Origin of the sequence: Bradyrhizobium sp. CIR48, from assembly GCF_014198315.1 — a bacterium.
GTDB lineage: Bacteria > Pseudomonadota > Alphaproteobacteria > Rhizobiales > Xanthobacteraceae > Bradyrhizobium.
The window spans coordinates 141099-157146 of sequence record NZ_JACIHG010000007.1 but is presented as its reverse complement, the minus strand read 5'-3'; the positions used below and the strand labels follow the sequence as shown (position 1 = coordinate 157146).

The following is a 16048-nucleotide window of genomic DNA, read 5'->3' as shown; positions in this document are numbered from 1 at the left end:
GTCGTGCGATGGTTCCTGCAACCGCTCGATGGCACGGACGGATCCGCCAGTCGGCCTGCCGCACCAACTGTCTGCGGCCCAGCCCGAATCGTCGGGGCATGCCCGAGGCCGACTTGCCCGAAGAAGTCGACTTGCCCGGGAATCAACGTCGCTCGGGCTCAGATCAGCGGAGGTCCCTGCCGCAAATTCATGTGCCGGTTGACGTCCTTGTAAAGGAGATAGCGAAACCGACCCGGACCTCCTGCGTAGCACGCTTGCGGGCAGAAGGCGCGCAGCCACATATAGTCCCCGGCCTCGACCTCGACCCAGTCGCGATTGAGACGGTAAACGGCGTTGCCCTCGAGCACATATAATCCGTGCTCCATGACGTGCGTCTCTGCAAAGGGGATCTTCGCACCCGGTTCGAACGTGACGATATTGATGTGCATGTCGTGTCGCATATCGGCCGGATCGATGAAGCGCGTGGTGGCCCACCTCCCCTCAGTGCCCGGCATCGATACTGGTTCCAAGGAGTCTGCATTGGTCACGATCACCTCGGGCTGGGCCAAACCCGGCACGCGCTGATACAGCTTCCGGATCCAGTGAAGCTGCGCCGGGCTCTGGCCGCGGTTACGAACGCTCCAGGTGCAGCCAGGTGGCAGATAGGCGAAGCCGCCGGGCCTGAGCTCGTGTTCCCTGTCCGCCAATTTGACGACCAATCTGCCACCCACAACGAACAACGCGCCTTCGGCGTCCTTGTCCGGCTCGGGAATTTCACTTCCTCCACCCGGGGCCATGTCCATGAGATAATGCGAAAACGTCTCGGCGAATCCGGAGAGCGGTCGCGCCAGCACCCAGAGGCGCGTGTCGTCCCAATGCGGCAGGTGGCTGACGACGATATCGCGCTGCACGCCGTTGGGGATAACGGCGTAGGCGTTCGTAAAGACCGCCCGGCCACTCAGAATATCCGTCTGGGGCGGAAGGCCGCCCTGCGGGACGTGATAGGTTTGCGATGACATCACCAAGCCTCGTGGACGTTATCGGGGTCAGCTTGCGGCGCTGCCGAGATCGAGTTGCATGTTCTCGTCCAGCCGATATTCTTCGAGATTGTCACCACCACCCTTTCGATCGACGACGAGGAACGAGCTTGCGTCCTCGAGAACCAGAAGCGGGTGGTGCCAGCAGTTTCGGGCATAATTCACGCCTTGCTTGCCATTGGCCGCAAACGCCCGATAGCTCGATGGCGTGCGCGGATCCGTGCAAACGACGACCAGCCAGTTTCCTCCGCTCAAGGGCATGAACAGCTGGCTTCCAAGCGGATGGCGCTCCATCAGGCGGATGGCGATCGGCGCGGGCCGCGCGGAGGCGACAAACCAGCTGATGTTGATGTGTCCGCCTTCCGCGCCGACATCGATATTGGCGAGTCCGTTGTAGCGCGCCGCATATCCCTGATTGATCGACAGGGGCGTCAACCCTTCCGTTTCGACGACTTCGCCAAACGGAGCGAATGCCGGCCGCGTCAAGGGCTCAATCGGGAGTGTCGTCATCTCAACCAAACGCCTCTGCGTTCAACTTGTCTGCAGGCCTGCGACGGGAGCGGCCGCGCCGGCCGGATCAATCTGCAGGGGCTCGCTGGAAGGAACGATCTCGCCATCGAGGATGCGCTGCGCCTTCGCGCGATCGAGGTCGCCCTCCCACGAGGCGACGACGACCGTGGCAACGCAGTTGCCGACATAATTGCCGAGCGCGCGGGCGATGCCGATGAACCAGTCCACCGACAAGATGAGCACCAGCCCAATCGCCGGGATGGCCGGAATGGCAGCCAGCGTCGCCGCGAGGACGACAATGGCCGATCCCGGGACGCCATGAGCCCCCTTGGAGGTGAGCAGCGCGACGCCGAGGATCGCCAGGAGATCGCCCGTGGCGAGCGGCGTGTTCGTCGCTTGTGCAATGAAGACCGCCGCCAAGGTTAGGTAGATCGAAAAGGCATCCAGATTGAACGAGTACCCTGTCGGGATGACCAGACCGACCGTCGACCGCTTGATCCCGAGCTGTTCGAGCTTGCGCATGGTCTGCGGGAGCACGCTGTCGCCTGCGGCCGTGCCAAGAACGATCATTAGCTCTTCACGCAAATAGACGAGCAGCTTGAACAGGCTGAATCCCGAGAGCCGCATGATCGCTCCGAGCACGACGACCACGAAGAAGAACACCGCCAGATAGAACAGGGCAACGAGGCCCCCAAGCTGCTTGAGCGAGCCGATGCCGTACTTGCCGACGGTGAACGCGATCGCACCGAAGACTCCGAGCGGGGCGAGTCGGACGACGAAATTCATCATCTTGAAGATGATCTCGTTCACCCGCTCGACGAATTCGATGACCGGCTTGGCGCGCTCGCCGCACAACGACATGGCGCAACCGAACATGATCGAGACGATCAGGACCTGCAAGACGTCGCCAGAGCTGAAGGCTCCGACGATCGTCGACGGGATGAGCTTCATGAGGAATTCGGAGACGCCCCCACCGGCGACCTGGGCCGCGGTCTGGCTGAACCCGCTGAGCGCCTTGGCGTCCAGAGCCCTTGGGTCGATGTTCATTCCTGCGCCGGGCTGGAAATAGTAAGCGAGCGCAATGCCGAACACCAAGGCGATGGTGGTGACGATCTCGAAATAGAGAAGCGAGCGAATGCCGACCCTTCCAACCTTCGAGAGGTCGCCGGCCGCCGATATTCCCTGCACCACGACGCAGAACACGATGACGGGCACCAGCATCTTGATGAGCTTAATGAAGCCGTCACCCAGGGGCTTCATCTGCAACGCGGTGTCCGGATAGGCCATGCCGAGAGCAATGCCCGCCGCCAGGGCGACGACCACTTGGAAGAAGAGTGACTTGAAAATCCTGGGCATGGCTTTCCTCGCTCGCTGGGCTTCCTTTGGTCTGGCTTGGTCGGCCTGAGCCTTCGCCATTCTTGTCGTTGGCGGTGACGAGAAGTCGCCGCGGATGGAGCCGTTCGGTCGCCGCATTGCGCGAGAAGTCTCCATCGGTCATTCGTTGACCAGCCCCGCGACCAAGTCCAATATATAGAACGACACGATTGATAGGGTTTCGCTATGGATCTGCGCCAGCTCAGGTACTTCATCGCGGTTGCCGAAGAGCGCAGCTTCACCCTCGCCGCCCGGCGGCTGAACCTCTCGCAGCCGCCGCTCAGCCAACATATCCAGGCGCTCGAGGCCGAGCTCGGGACCCAGCTCCTCTACAGGACCAGCCGCAGGGTTGAGCTGACGCAGGCCGGTGAATCCATGCTGGTGCGGGGGCGCGCGATCCTGCAACAGGTCAAAGTCGCCGAAGACGAGGTTCGGTCGATAGGCGCTGGCCTGATTGGAACGCTGGATGTCGGAGCGACCGGCTCCATCCTGCGCGGTCGCCTCGCAGAGCTTCTCGCGGCCTACCGGAAGGTTGCGCCACTGGTGAAGATGACGGTGCATGAGCAGGCGCCGGCCCTCCAGATCGCGGCGCTCCTCAGCCGGACCACCAACATCTGTCTTATTCGCGGTGTCCCCGCCGAACGCGATTTGACCAGCAAGCTGGCATGGCGCGAAGAGGTCGTTCTCGCAGTGCCCCGCAGCCATCGGCTGGTGCAACGCAAGCGCATCGCCCTCGGTGACCTGGCCTCCGAGGATCACGTCGTCCTGGATCCGAACAGCTCCGATTTCGCGCGGTACGTTCAGAAGTGCTGTGTCGACGCCGGCTTTCTCCCGAAGGTATCCCAGCAAGTCGTCGACGCCCAGTCGATCCCAAGCCTGATCGCCGCAGGTTTCGGCGTGGCACTCGTGCCGCAGTCGATTGCGCGGTTCACGACGACCGACATCGTGTTCCGCCCGATCAGGCCCTCACCGCCCACGGCCGATGTGTTTCTGGTGTTCAGGGAGGACGAGACGTCGATGGTGGTGCACAATTTCATCAGGCTCGCTCTTCGATACCTCAACCAGCGAAGAGCCTGAGCCAGGTCCACGTCATCGATCATGCCTGCGATGGTCGTCGACGCAAGCGGTTGCGGACCATCTGCAAGACGACGACGAGGCGAAGTAAGACGCGCACATTGGCGAAGCGCGAGGTGTCGCGATGAAAAGCCTTCGACACGCTAAGCCGTTGAAAATGTTGGAGCGGGTGAAGGGAATCGAACCCTCGTATTCAGCTTGGAAGGCTGCTGCTCTACCATTGAGCTACACCCGCGTTACGGGCTCCCTAACACGGCCGGGCGGCGGTCTCAACTGTTCAGGAGGTCGCTTTCCGGCCGTCCTGAGCCTTTGCGAATCGCGCCCGGTTCCTGCGGACCCGCCGCCTCTTAACAGCGGCGGCAATGCCCCCTATATTGAAACCTTCCGAAACCAACGAAAGGAGGTGATCCAGTGTCTTTTACCAAGCGCTGTCACCTCGCTGGGATCGCCCGCTAAGCTTTGAATAGGGCTTGGCATCGGGGCGCTCTCAGCCCTGGACCAGCGAGCAAGAAATCGGGCGCGACGGGGGCTTCCCCGCCGCGCCTTTTTTGTCCGGGAGCGCCGCCGCTCAGGCCGGCGGCTCGCCCGCAAGCACCTCGCGAATCTTCTGCGACAGCTCCGACTTCCGGTAGGGCTTCTTGAGCAGCGCCACGCCGGAATCGAGATGTCCTTCGTGGACCATGGCGTTGTCGGTGTAGCCGGAGGTATAGAGCACCCTTGCCCCCGGCCGCCGGAGCCGGACCGCGTCGGCCAATTCCCGCCCGTTCATGCCGCCGGGCATGATGATGTCCGTGAACAGCAGATCGAATTTGGCGCCCTGGTCGACCAGCGCCAGTGCGGACGCGCCGTCGCCGGCCACCAGCGTGCGATAGCCGAGGCTGCCGAGCCGGGCGATGACATAGCCCTGCACCAGGGGATCGTCCTCGACCACGAGGATCGTTTCGTGTCCGCGTGCCGTGTCGAGCGCCTGGACCGGTGCGGTCCTGGCCGGCGCCTCGCCCTTCGATCGCGGCAGGAACAGCCGCATCACGGTGCCGCGCCCCTCCTCGCTCTCGACGGCGACCGTGCCGCCGGTCTGCTTGGCAAAGCCGTAGACCATGCTGAGCCCGAGGCCGGTGCCACGACCGACGCCCTTGGTGGTGAAGAACGGCTCGAACACGCGCTCGCGGATGTCAGCGGGGATGCCGTGGCCGGTGTCGCCGACCGCGACCATCACGAAGGCGCCGCGAACGGCATCGCCATCACCGGCAACGCCGGTGTCGTCGAGCTCGCGGTTCGCGGTCTCGATCGTGAGCTTGCCCCCGCCCGGCATCGCGTCGCGCGCGTTGACGGCGAGGTTAACGATCGCCGACGAGAGCTGCGAGGGATCGGCCATCGCGGACCAGGCGTCATCGGCGAGCCGGGTCACGATCTCGATATGGGCGCCGAGGATCGGCCTCAGCAACTTCGTAGACTCGAGCACGAGGGCGTTGACGTCGATCTCGCGCGGCTCCAGCGGCTGGCGGCGCGCGAAGGTCAGCAGCTGCGAGGTGATCTCCGCGCCGCGCGCGGCCGCATCGTCGATCAGCTGCGCAATCGCGGCGAATTCGGGCTTGTCCGCAAGCCCTTCCTGGATGATCTCGATGGTGCCGGTGATGACCGTGAGCACGTTGTTGAAATCGTGCGCGACGCCGCCGGTGAGCTGGCCGATCGCGTCCATCTTCTGGGATTGACGTAAGCGCTCCTCGGTTTCGTGCTGCTTGGTGAGATCGGTCGCGGAGCCGCGATAGCCCATGAAGCGTCCGTCGGCGGCGAAGATCGGCTGGCCGTTGACGCTGAAATGATGCATCCGCCCGGCGGTGTCGCGGCCGCGATATTCGAACTTCCGGAACGGCTCGTGGCGGTCCAGCATCGCCATGTGCGCGCGCCATTTCTCGGGCTCGGCGTCGCGGCCGAACGCGGCATCGGCGCGGCGCTTGCCGATCAGCGCCTTGCTGTCCATGCTGAAGGCACCGGCCCGGTCGGAAATGTAAGTGAACCGATGGTCTGGTCCGGTCTCCCAGAACCAGTCGGACGCGGTCTCGGCATAGTCGCGGAAACGCTGCTCGCTCGCACGCGCGTCCTCTTCGGCGCGCTGGCGGATGGTCAGGTCGCGCTCGAGATTTGCATTGGCCTCGCGCAGCTCGCCATAGGCCCGCTGGAGGTTCGCGCACATGGCGTTGAAGGCGTCGATCACCTTGTCCAGTTCGTCGGCATCGTAGGGCGGCCGGCGCTCCAGGCGCAAAGGCGGCGGCGGCCACGCCAGGCTGTATTTGCTGACGAACTCGGCGATGGCGACCAGATGCCGCGTCACCAGCAGATGGAACATATAGATGATGAACAGCGAGACGAGGAACGTCTTGGCCGCCTGGCTTGCCAGGATGACCAGCGCGCGGTTCAGCAGATGTTGATAGACATCGGTCAGCGTCGCCTCGACATGGAGCACGCCGATCTCGCGTGCGGTCCCCTGCACGATGGTGTTCAGCGGATAGTCGCGCGTCACGACTGAGCGGGTGCTCGGCTCGCCGACTGCGAGACGGATCGGATTGGGACGATCGGCAATCTCGCGCACCTCGGCGGCGCGGATGTCGGGCAGCCGCAGGATACCGTCGAGCTGGAGCTTGAGCTGGTTCTGGTCGAGATTCCACAGGCTCTCGCCGAGACTGCCGGTGGTGCTGCGGCCGATCTCCTCGAGCCTGGTCTCGATGAGGCCGACCTCGCGATCATAATCGAGATAGAGCTGGAGCGCCGTCAATGTCAGCGTCACGACCGAAGAGAACAGCAGCACGGCTGCGAGCAGGCGCGGCCCGACGCCGCTGCGCGACCAGTTGAAGAGCCGGGACAGCAGCGCGGCGAACATCGAAGGCGCGAGCGCGGTGCCGATCAAATCCTGCTTCGCAGCCGCCGGTGCAACGGCGCGGCCGCGCTTGGAGTCCTCGTCACCAGCCTTGACCATGCACCACATCCCCGGAAATGGCGGCACGCTGCGGCCGAGCGGTCGCAGCCTCGAGCATTTCGATCGTCGAGACTTCCCCGTCCCGCGATGCGCGCGGCGATCCCGTCGGCCGATTTCCTGTCAACCCCTGGGCGGCTTGAGGTCGGCGGGGTCCATCTTGCGTCCGGCAGCAGGATTGTCGCGCAAACTACCACTTCGCGTGGTAGAATGACATCGGTGAAAGTCCGGAAGTCGCCTGCACCTCGGGCGGGCAGTGTCGATATGGCCACGCGCAGGCGCCATCTCCGGTAGATCGGGCGGACATCGGAAATCCAGCGATAGCATCGGGCAACGAGGAGGCGCGTCATGTGGCGGATTATCGTCGCCTGCCTGTCACTGCTTGCAGGCGGTCCATCGCAGGCGCAGGAGGTCATCCGGCTGGCGCGCATCGCCGACATCCCCGATCAATATGTCGGCGGCGAGATGCTGCGGGCCGTCTACGCCAGGCTGAACATCAAGCTGGAGTTCGAGGACGTCCCCGGCAAGCGTGCGCTCGCACTGTCGAGTGCCGGCGCGGTCGACGGCGAGATCCAGCGCATCGGAACGCTCTCGCGCGACTACCCGACGCTGGTCCAGGTCACGCCGGCGATCAACTATATCGAGCCTGCAGTGTTTGCGACCAAACTCCGGTTCGACGTCGCCGGCTGGGATTCGATCAGGGACTACCGCATCGGCATCGTCCGCGGCGTCGGCTCCTCGGAGGCCGGCACGCGCGGCATGGCCCGCGTCACGGCGACCACTGGCCTCGACAACATGGTCAGGATGCTCGATGCCGATCGTTTCGACGTGATGGTCACCGATCTCTTCAGCGGGCTCGCGGCGGTGCGGAAACTCAATCTGCAGGCCAGGATCCACCCGCTCTCGCCGCCGCTCCAGCGCATCCACATCTACCATTACCTGCACGAACGCCATCGCGACCTGGTGCCCGAGGTCGGCAAGGTGATCGCTCAGATGGAGGCGAGCGGCGAACTGGCGGCGCTGCGCGAGGCCCTGGTCAAACAGGTCTTGAACGGCCCGTAACGGGCCGCCAGCTCAGCCCGCGCGAAGCCGCTCGCGCAAGGCGACGGCGGCAATCAGCATGCCGACGCACCAGGCCACGACTGCGCGGTGAGGCTCCCCGCCGAGCAGCACCGTGAAGATGCTCGTCAGCAGGCACGGCACGATGACCTTGCCCGTCCGGCTCGTCAGCGCGAGCAGGAACGGCATCGCCGCGATCGATATTTGCAGGACGTCCATATGGGACATCGGGCGCGAGGCTTCAGAAGCCGCAAACGCCGAGCGAGCGCGGACGCTTGCCGCGCCGGCTTTCGACGATGCGCTCGCCGCCATTCTCGGCCGAGCTGCCGTAATAGCGGTGATGGCCGCTTTGGTCGTGCAGATCGGCCGTCTGAGATTGTCCGGCCCGACGTGCGTCGCAGATGATCTTGATGTGACCCGACATTGCCGCCTCCAGCAGAAATCTTGTTGTTGTGGTCATCAGTCGCGACCACTTCCGGCGGCGTTCACACGGCAACGCCGCAATCGGGTTTCAGGACGGTTTCGTCGCGGCATGGCTACGCAATATTTTGTGCTTGAATTCTTGTTTGGGGATTGTCGGCATCGCCCGCGGTGCTACGTCCTTTGGGATCGGTGCAGAAAAACAACGAGGTGACGATGCTGTACGCCATCCTGGCCTACCACGTGGAAGACGAGGTCCTGTCCTGGACGCCCGAGCAGGACGCCGCGGTCGTGGCCAAGGTCATCGAAGTTCAGGCCCCCTTGCGGGCCAGCGGGCAGTTCGGGCCGGCCGCCCGTCTGGATGAGACCCGAAAGGCCCGCACCTTACGTGGCGCCGGCGCAGGCATGGTGCTGGACGGCCCGTTTGCCGAGACCAAGGAGCAGCTTCTGGGCTTCCACCTGATGGAATGCGCCACCGAGGAGGAGGCGATCGCGGCGGCGCGGAAGCTGCGAGCGGTCAATCCGACTGCGGTCTACGAAATCCGCCCGGTCAAGCTTTACGTGCCGGCCGATGGGTTCGGCGCGACGTCCGGGTGAGGCGCGGCCTCGTGCGCCCGGCCCGGTCCGCGCACCGTAGAAGCGCTGGATCAGGAGCCCGCCGAAGGCGATGAACCAGACGAAAGGCGCGACGTGGGGGGCGAATGCCGCCACGATCGTGCCCGGAATGAACACCAGAAGCGGAAACAGCGAGGCCATGATCTCGTAGCGCCAGCTGCCAAGGATGGTCCACCACAGCCAGGCATTGAGACCGGCGATCGCGGTCAGGTGCAGCCCGTAGAGCACCGCAACCGCACTGCTCATGCTGTAATTGGTATAGAGGCCGTTGGTGACAGGCAGCAGCACGATCGAGAGCAGGAAGAACAGGTTGAGGATCACCGCGCCGCGGCTGCCGACTGGCTGGCGCGCCAGCCGCCGGTGATGGCTGATCCAGAACACCCCGGCGATGATGAAGCTGAGCGCGAAGCCGGCGAGCTTGCCGGAATAGACATGGGCAAGATCGCTCCAGCCGGGTGCGCTGGTGAACACCGCGGCCTTGGGCAGGTCGTAGGCCAAAAGCGTCATGGCGACACCGAAAATGGTGTTGCTGAGCGATTCCAGCCGCCGCATCTCGAACTGGTCGGATTTGAGCTCGGTCATGCCGGGGGCGCTTTTCGGGAGGGAACCTTGGGTCGTCTTTCCCCCTAAATCCTAAACCCGGTCCCGTCCAGCCGCATTGCGATTCGCGACGGGATCGCCGACTCTCGCCCTTTCACCGGGGCGATTCGTGGCGACATATCTGGACACGCTCAATGCGGAGCAGCGCCGCGCCGTCGAGCATGGCGTGGCCGATGGCGCGACCGTGGGCGCTCCCCTGCTCGTCATTGCCGGCGCCGGCTCCGGCAAGACCAACACGCTGGCCCACCGCGTCGCGCATCTGATCGTCGCCGGCGCCGATCCGCGCCGCATCCTGCTGATGACGTTCTCCCGCCGCGCCGCGGCCGAGATGGCCGGCCGGGTCGAGCGCATCGCCCGCAAGGTGCTGGGCGAGAACAACGCCGCAATCATGCGCGATGCGCTGACCTGGGCCGGCACCTTCCATGGCATCGGCGCGCGGCTGCTGCGCGAATATGCCGAACGGATCGGCGTCGATCCCGCCTTCACCATCCACGACCGCGAGGATTCCGCCGACCTGATGAACCTGGTCCGGCACGAGCGCGGCCTGTCGAAGACCGAGAGCCGCTTTCCAGCCAAGGGCACGTGCCTGTCGATCTACTCGCGCTGCGTCAACGCCGAGATGGAGATCGAGAAGGTGCTCGGCCAACATTATCCCTGGTGTGCGGGCTGGGCCGCCGAGCTGAAGGGGCTGTTCGCGGCCTATGTCGAGGCCAAGCAGGCCCAGCACGTGCTCGATTACGACGATCTGCTGCTGTACTGGTCGCAGATGATGAGCGATGGGTTGATCGCCGAGGAAATCGGCGGCCGCTTCGATCACGTTCTGGTCGACGAATACCAGGACACCAACCGCCTGCAATCCTCAATCCTCCTGGCGCTCAAGCCCGACGGACGCGGGCTCACCGTGGTCGGCGACGACGCCCAGTCGATCTATTCGTTCCGCGCCGCCACCGTGCGCAACATCCTGGACTTTCCGCAGAGCTTCTCGCCCCGCGCCGAGATGATCACGCTCGACCGCAACTACCGCTCGACACAGACCGTGCTGGCGGCGGCCAATGGCGTGATTGGACTTGCGCGCGAGCGCTTCACCAAGAATTTGTGGACCGACCGCACCGCCTCGCACAAGCCGCAGCTCGTCACCGTGCACGACGAGGCCGACCAGGCGCGCTACATCGTCGAACAGGTGCTGGCGAACCGCGAGCAAGGCGCGCTGCTCAAGCACCAGGCGGTGCTGTTCCGGACCTCCTCGCATTCCGGCCCGCTCGAGATCGAGCTGACCCGCCGCAACATTCCGTTCGTCAAGTTCGGCGGGCTGAAATTCCTCGACGCCGCGCACGTCAAGGACGTGCTGGCGCTGCTGCGCTTTGCCGAGAACCCGCGCGACCGTGTCGCCGGTTTCCGCATTTTGCATCTGTTGCCGGGCGTCGGCCCCGCGACCGCACAGCGCGTGCTCGACCAGATGGCGGAGAGCACCGATCCGCTTCACACGCTGGGCCAGCTCCCGGTACCCGCGCGCACGGGCGCGGACTGGACCGACTTCGTCCGCACCGTCGAGAACCTGCGCTATTCGGAATGGCCGGTCGATCTCGAACGCGTACGGCTCTGGTACGAGCCGCATCTCGATCGCCTCCACGAGGATTCCGAGACGCGCCGCGCCGATCTGATGCAGCTTGAGCAGATCGCGAGCGGTTATGCCTCGCGCGAGAAATTTTTGACCGAGCTCACGCTCGATCCGCCCGATGCGACCAGCGACAAATCCGGGCCGCCGCTGCGCGATGAGGATTATCTGATCCTGTCCACCATCCATTCCGCCAAGGGCCAGGAGTGGAAGTCGGTGTTCGTGCTCAACGTCGTCGACGGCTGCATGCCGTCCGATCTCGGCGCCGGCACCAGCGCCGAACTCGAAGAGGAGCGACGCCTGCTCTATGTCGCGATGACGCGCGCCAAGGACGATCTGCACCTCGTCGTGCCCCAGCGCTTCTTCGTCCACGGCCAGGCCGCCAAGGGCGACCGCCACGTCTACGCCTCGCGCACCCGCTTCATCCCGGAATCCCTGGTCTACCTGTTCGAGCGCACCGCCTGGCCGAAGGCCGCAGCGGGTGCAGCACGTACAGCGGCCCAGGGACCGAAGATCGACATCGGGGCGAAGATGCGGGGGATGTGGCGGTAGACACAAGAGACCGCCATCCGGACCTGTCAGGATAACTGGAACCACAGAGGTCCGACATGAAAGCCGTCGTCGTCGAGCACTACGCGTCCATCGATCAGATCGAGCTGAAGGACGTTCCGCCCCCGTCCATGGAGCCGGGACAATTGCGCATCCGCGTGGAAGCTGCCGGGATCGGCTTCGTCGACGGCTTGAAGATCGAGGGACGCTATCAGACCAGGGATCCCCTGCCCTTCGTTCCCGGCACGGAGTTCGCGGGGGTGGTGATGGACGCGCCCGGCGCCCCCGGCGGCTATCAACCCGGCATGCGCGTGATGGGGATGACGCGCTCGGGCGCGCTGGCCGAAGAGATCGTCGTCAGGCCCGAAGCGCTCCATCCCCTGCCCGACGGCGTCGCGGCCGAAGTCGCCGCCTCGTTTCGCGCCAATTATCTGACCGCGCTCTATGCGCTAAGCGCACGCGCCTCGCTCTGCGCAGGCGAACAGCTGCTGGTGCTGGGCGCAGCTGGCGGCACAGGAATCGCGGCAGTCCAGATCGGCAAGCTGCTTGGCGCCAGTGTGATCGCGGCAGCATCGACACCGGACAAGCGCGCCTTCGCCCAACAACATGGCGCCGACGCTGTGATCGACTACACGCAGACCGGCTGGCGCGACACGCTGAAGGAACTGACTGGCGGACACGGTGCCGACGTGATCTTCGACCCGGTCGGAGGCGACGTCTCGGTGCAGGCCTTTCGCTCCATCGCCTGGCGTGGCCGTCATCTCGTGGTCGGTTTTGCCGCCGGCGCGATCCCGGCATTGCCGTTCAATCTGCCACTGCTGAAGGGTGGCGCCCTGCTCGGTGTCGATCTCGCGCAGATTCCCGTGCGCGAGCCCGAGGTGCAGAAGCGCCTGATGTCGCAGTTGACGGGCTGGCTTGCCGACGGCCAGCTGAAGCCTGTGGTCGGTCGCGTCTTTGCCCTGGACGACTTCCGGGAAGCGTTCAGGACCATGCAGACGCGCGGGGCGCTCGGCAAGATGGTCGTGCGCATCTCGACATAGGACGCGCAAACGGGCGAAGATGCCCGTGACGTGGCGGCAACTACGCGTTCAGTCGGTCGAACTGGACCTTGCCGGCCTTCATCACCAGCGGAATATGCTCGCCCTGACCGAGCAGGCAAGCGACGTCGCTGAGCGGATTGCCGTCGACCACCAGCAGGTCCGCGATCGCCTCGGGCGCGATACGGCCGAGCTTGCCCTCCATGCCCAGCACCTCGGCGCCGATCAATGTCGCGCTGGCGATCACCGCGCGCGGACCAAGGATCTCGGCGCGGATGCGGAATTCATCGCTCTGCAGGCGCTGCGACGGACCGAGCAAATCGCTGCCGAACCCCATCTTCACGCCGGCGTCGCGATAGATCGCGAGCGAACGGAGACCCGCGTCGCGGACGTCGGCGATCTTGGCGACGCTCTCGGGCGGCAGGCCGTATTGCGCGCCCTCATTGGCCAGCGCCTCATAGGTGACGAGCGTCGGCACCACATAGGCGCCCTTCTCGGCCATCAGGCGCGCGGTCTTGGCATCGACCAGATTGCCGTGCTCGATGGTGCGCACGCCGCAGCGAACCGCGCGCTCGATCGCAGCGGCGGTGTAGGTATGGGCGAGCACATAGGTCTGGCGCCCGCGCGCCTCCTCGACGATGGCGCGGATCTCGTCCTCGGAGTAGCCGAAGGCGCCGACCGGGTCGGTCGGCGACGCGACGCCGCCGGACGCCATGATCTTGATCTGGTCGGCGCCCATCTGCAGCTCCTCGCGCGCCGCCTTGCGCACGCCGTCGACGCCGTCGGCGACGCGCGCGAGCGCGCCGACGCGCACGCAACACGGACATGGCGCGTCGCTGGCGAGATAATCCGAGCGCGCCCGCATGTCGCCATGCCCGCCGGTCTGGCTCAATGCGCGGCCGGAGACGAACAGCCGCGGGCCATCGGTCAGGCCGGTGTCGATCGCCTGCTTCAGCGCATGGCCGGCGCCGCCGGCGTCGCGGACCGTGGTGAAGCCGCGGCGCAACATGCCGCGCAGCAGCAGCGTCGAGCGCAGCGTCACCAGCACATTCGGCATGTGCACCTGCTGCGCCAGGTTGAGCTCCACCGCGATCGCATGGACATGCAGGTCGATCAGGCCGGGCATCAGGGTCTTGCCGTTTAGATCGATGGTCCGGTCGGCTGAGATGGATAGCGGCCGGTCCGAGACCTCCTTGATCACATTGTCCTCGACCAGCACGTGATGGCCTTCCAGCAAATCCGGCTGAAGCGGATCGAGCAGAGCGGCATTCTTGAAGAGGGTGCGAGTCATGGTCGTTTCCTGTCCGGTCAGGACTGTGTGAGCAGCGCGGGCAATGCGAGCTGGGCGAACGGGAGACACGCGGCGACATCGTCTGCACCGTACCAGCCCGCTTCATGCAGCAGGTTGAGCGAGCCGAGCGTGCGTCCGCGCCAGCGCACGGGCATGTTGAGCACGCTCTCGCAGCCGAGTGAAGCGATCAGCTCGTGATCTGAGAAGACGGTGCGCAGATCATCCCGCGTATAGCCGATATAGGCCTCGCCGCGGTCGAGCACGGCTTCGGTCCAGGGTCCCGGCGCGAGGCGCTTGCGGCCGCCCGTCGGGTAAGGCCCGGGGAGATTGGAATAGATCCGCGCCGCTTCGGACGTGTCGTCGTCATAGGTCAGGATCGTGAACAGCTTGTGCCCGATCGCCGATTTCAAGGCATCGTCCAGTGCCGAGAACAGCGCCTCCGGCTGATCCGCCCTGCCCTGCGCCGCCGCCACGGCGTTGAGCAGCGGATCGGCCCGGCCTGTCGTCTCCCTCATGCGACCTCGCCCGCGGCAATATCTTCCAGCGAACGGCCGCGCGTCGGCACGCCCATCACCACGACGGTGAGCGCTCCGATCAGCAGAACACTGGTGGTGATCCCGAACACGCCGGCAAAGCCGAAATTGGGATAGAGGTAGCCGACCAGGATCGGCGAGACGATCGCGCCGATGCGGCCGATCGCCGAGGCAAGGCCGGCGCCGGTGGTTCGCACCGGCGTCGGGAACACCTCTGCGGTATAGGCATAGACGCCGGCATAGGTGCCGTTCATGAAGAACGACAGCAGGATCCCCGCGACCATGATGTGCTGGTCGCTCTGCGCGAAGGCGAGCCCGAGCGCGCTGATGCCGCCGAGCACCATGTAGGACGCAATGGTCGCCTGCCGGCCGATGCGCTCGTTGAACCAGGCGGCGCTGAAATAGCCGGGGATCTGCCCGCAATAGATCGCGATCGAATAGGCGAAGCTCTTGGTGATGCTCATGCCGTTCTGGACCAGAAGGCCGGGGATCCAGACGAAGAAGGAATAATAGCTGAAGGTGATCGCAAGCCACATGATCCAGGTCATGACGGTGATGCGCGCCTGCCGGCCGTCGAGCAGCGCCGCGAAATTGGCAAGCAACGTGCCCCCGGCGACGGGCGGGCTGACTGAATCGACGACCGGCTGTGGCAGCACATGCCCCTGGCGCGCGAAGCCGGCTTCGATCTTGTCCAGCACCGCTTCGGCTTCCTTCGCCCTGCCCCGGCTTTCCAGCCAGCGCGGCGATTCCGGCAACGCCCTGCGCCACCACAACAGCATGACGACCGGCACGGCGGTGATGACCAGCACGATGCGCCAGCCGTTCTCAGAGGCGGGCACGATGAAATAGCCGAGCAAGGCCGCTGCGACGAAGCCGAACGAGAAGAACCCGGCCAGCGCGCCGGTGAAGCTGCCGCGGAAGCGCCGCGCCACGAACTCGGCGAGGTAAGGCGCGATGATCGCGCTCTCGGCGCCGGTGCCCATGCCGGCGACGACGCGGGCGGCGAAGAAGGACGGCCAGCTGTCCACGGCGGCGCTGACGATCGATGCGGCACAATAGAGCGCCAGCGCCGACATCATCACCGCACGGCGACCGATCAGGTCGCCAAGCGTGCCCGCCAGCAACGCGCCGAACAGGAAGCCGATATAGGTGCTGCTACCGAGCACGCCGATCTGCACGCTCGTCAGATTCCAGGCGGTGCGCAGCACCGGCAGGATGAACGCCAGCACGGCCGCGTCCATCGCGTCGAACATGTAGCCGAGCCCGCCCATCAACAACAGATGCGTGTGGAAGCGTGCGAATGGCAGGCGCTCGATGCGCGCCGAGATCATCGACATGTAAGTCCCCTCTGTCCGGCGGCCCGGCATCCGCAAGTCCCTGGGGG

At 65.2% G+C, this 16048-nt stretch carries 14 protein-coding genes, 1 tRNA gene and 1 pseudogene; 5 read left to right on the top strand and 11 right to left on the bottom strand.

Going from position 1 to position 16048, the window contains the following annotated elements:
* Positions 1–158 precede the first annotated feature (158 nt).
* Genes GGD66_RS22195 through dctA form a run of 3 tightly spaced genes read right to left on the bottom strand, consistent with a single transcriptional unit; the run spans position 159 to position 2882 of the window.
* Positions 159–998, bottom strand: a complete 840-nt coding sequence (locus GGD66_RS22195) for a bifunctional allantoicase/(S)-ureidoglycine aminohydrolase (RefSeq protein ID WP_183259020.1) — start codon at positions 996–998, stop codon at positions 159–161.
* Positions 999–1025: 27 nt separating this feature from the next.
* A complete protein-coding gene (locus GGD66_RS22190; RefSeq protein WP_183259019.1) occupies positions 1026–1526 on the bottom strand; it encodes an ureidoglycolate lyase in 501 nt (166 codons plus the stop codon).
* A gap of 21 nt (positions 1527–1547) precedes the next feature.
* Entirely contained in the window at positions 1548–2882 is a 1335-nt protein-coding gene (gene dctA / locus GGD66_RS22185) for a C4-dicarboxylate transporter DctA (protein WP_183259018.1), read from the bottom strand.
* A gap of 204 nt (positions 2883–3086) precedes the next feature.
* Here dctA and GGD66_RS22180 point away from each other — a divergent pair, with 204 nt between their 5' ends.
* A complete protein-coding gene (locus GGD66_RS22180; protein WP_018322201.1) occupies positions 3087–3977 on the top strand; it encodes a LysR substrate-binding domain-containing protein in 891 nt (296 codons plus the stop codon).
* 158 nt (positions 3978–4135) lie between these two features.
* On the opposite strand, the gene GGD66_RS22175 is transcribed toward GGD66_RS22180, so the two are convergent.
* Positions 4136–4209, bottom strand: a tRNA-Gly gene (locus GGD66_RS22175).
* Between the two features lie 333 nt (positions 4210–4542).
* On the bottom strand, positions 4543–6948 hold the full coding sequence (locus tag GGD66_RS22170) for an ATP-binding protein (protein ID WP_183259017.1): 2406 nt from the start codon (positions 6946–6948) through the stop codon (positions 4543–4545).
* A gap of 345 nt (positions 6949–7293) precedes the next feature.
* On the opposite strand from GGD66_RS22170, the gene GGD66_RS22165 reads away from it, so the two are divergent.
* Entirely contained in the window at positions 7294–8007 is a 714-nt protein-coding gene (locus GGD66_RS22165; RefSeq protein WP_183259016.1) for an ABC transporter substrate-binding protein, read from the top strand.
* Between the two features lie 12 nt (positions 8008–8019).
* On the opposite strand, the gene GGD66_RS22160 is transcribed toward GGD66_RS22165, so the two are convergent.
* Together GGD66_RS22160 and GGD66_RS22155 are read right to left on the bottom strand one after the other, a co-directional pair.
* On the bottom strand, positions 8020–8223 hold the full coding sequence (locus GGD66_RS22160; RefSeq protein WP_018322198.1) for a hypothetical protein: 204 nt from the start codon (positions 8221–8223) through the stop codon (positions 8020–8022).
* Between the two features lie 22 nt (positions 8224–8245).
* Complete coding sequence (locus GGD66_RS22155; protein WP_183259015.1) at positions 8246–8428, bottom strand: hypothetical protein; 183 nt, start codon at positions 8426–8428, stop codon at positions 8246–8248.
* Positions 8429–8640: 212 nt separating this feature from the next.
* On the opposite strand from GGD66_RS22155, the gene GGD66_RS22150 reads away from it, so the two are divergent.
* Positions 8641–9021: a YciI family protein gene (locus GGD66_RS22150; RefSeq protein WP_183259149.1), complete on the top strand. Its 381-nt coding sequence runs from the start codon at positions 8641–8643 to the stop codon at positions 9019–9021.
* 15 nt (positions 9022–9036) lie between these two features.
* On the opposite strand, the pseudogene GGD66_RS22145 reads toward GGD66_RS22150, so the two are convergent.
* Positions 9037–9621 (bottom strand): annotated as a pseudogene (locus GGD66_RS22145) (TMEM175 family protein); the annotation flags it as partial.
* Between the two features lie 127 nt (positions 9622–9748).
* On the opposite strand from GGD66_RS22145, the gene GGD66_RS22140 reads away from it, so the two are divergent.
* Both GGD66_RS22140 and GGD66_RS22135 read left to right on the top strand, forming a co-directional pair.
* Entirely contained in the window at positions 9749–11806 is a 2058-nt protein-coding gene (locus tag GGD66_RS22140) for an ATP-dependent helicase (protein WP_183259014.1), read from the top strand.
* A 56-nt stretch (positions 11807–11862) separates the two neighbouring features.
* Positions 11863–12843, top strand: a complete 981-nt coding sequence (locus GGD66_RS22135; RefSeq protein WP_183259013.1) for an NADPH:quinone oxidoreductase family protein — start codon at positions 11863–11865, stop codon at positions 12841–12843.
* Positions 12844–12883: 40 nt separating this feature from the next.
* On the opposite strand, the gene GGD66_RS22130 is transcribed toward GGD66_RS22135, so the two are convergent.
* The 3 genes from GGD66_RS22130 to GGD66_RS22120 are packed head-to-tail and all read right to left on the bottom strand — an operon-like array spanning position 12884 to position 16001.
* Positions 12884–14131 carry an amidohydrolase family protein gene (locus tag GGD66_RS22130; RefSeq protein ID WP_183259012.1) on the bottom strand — a complete coding sequence of 416 codons (1248 nt, stop codon included), beginning with the start codon at positions 14129–14131 and terminating at the stop codon, positions 12884–12886.
* Between the two features lie 17 nt (positions 14132–14148).
* On the bottom strand, positions 14149–14646 hold the full coding sequence (locus GGD66_RS22125) for a GAF domain-containing protein (RefSeq protein WP_183259011.1): 498 nt from the start codon (positions 14644–14646) through the stop codon (positions 14149–14151).
* Entirely contained in the window at positions 14643–16001 is a 1359-nt protein-coding gene (locus tag GGD66_RS22120; protein WP_183259010.1) for an MFS transporter, read from the bottom strand. Before GGD66_RS22120 ends, GGD66_RS22125 begins: the two co-directional genes overlap by 4 nt.
* Between the last annotated feature and the right edge of the window lie 47 nt (positions 16002–16048).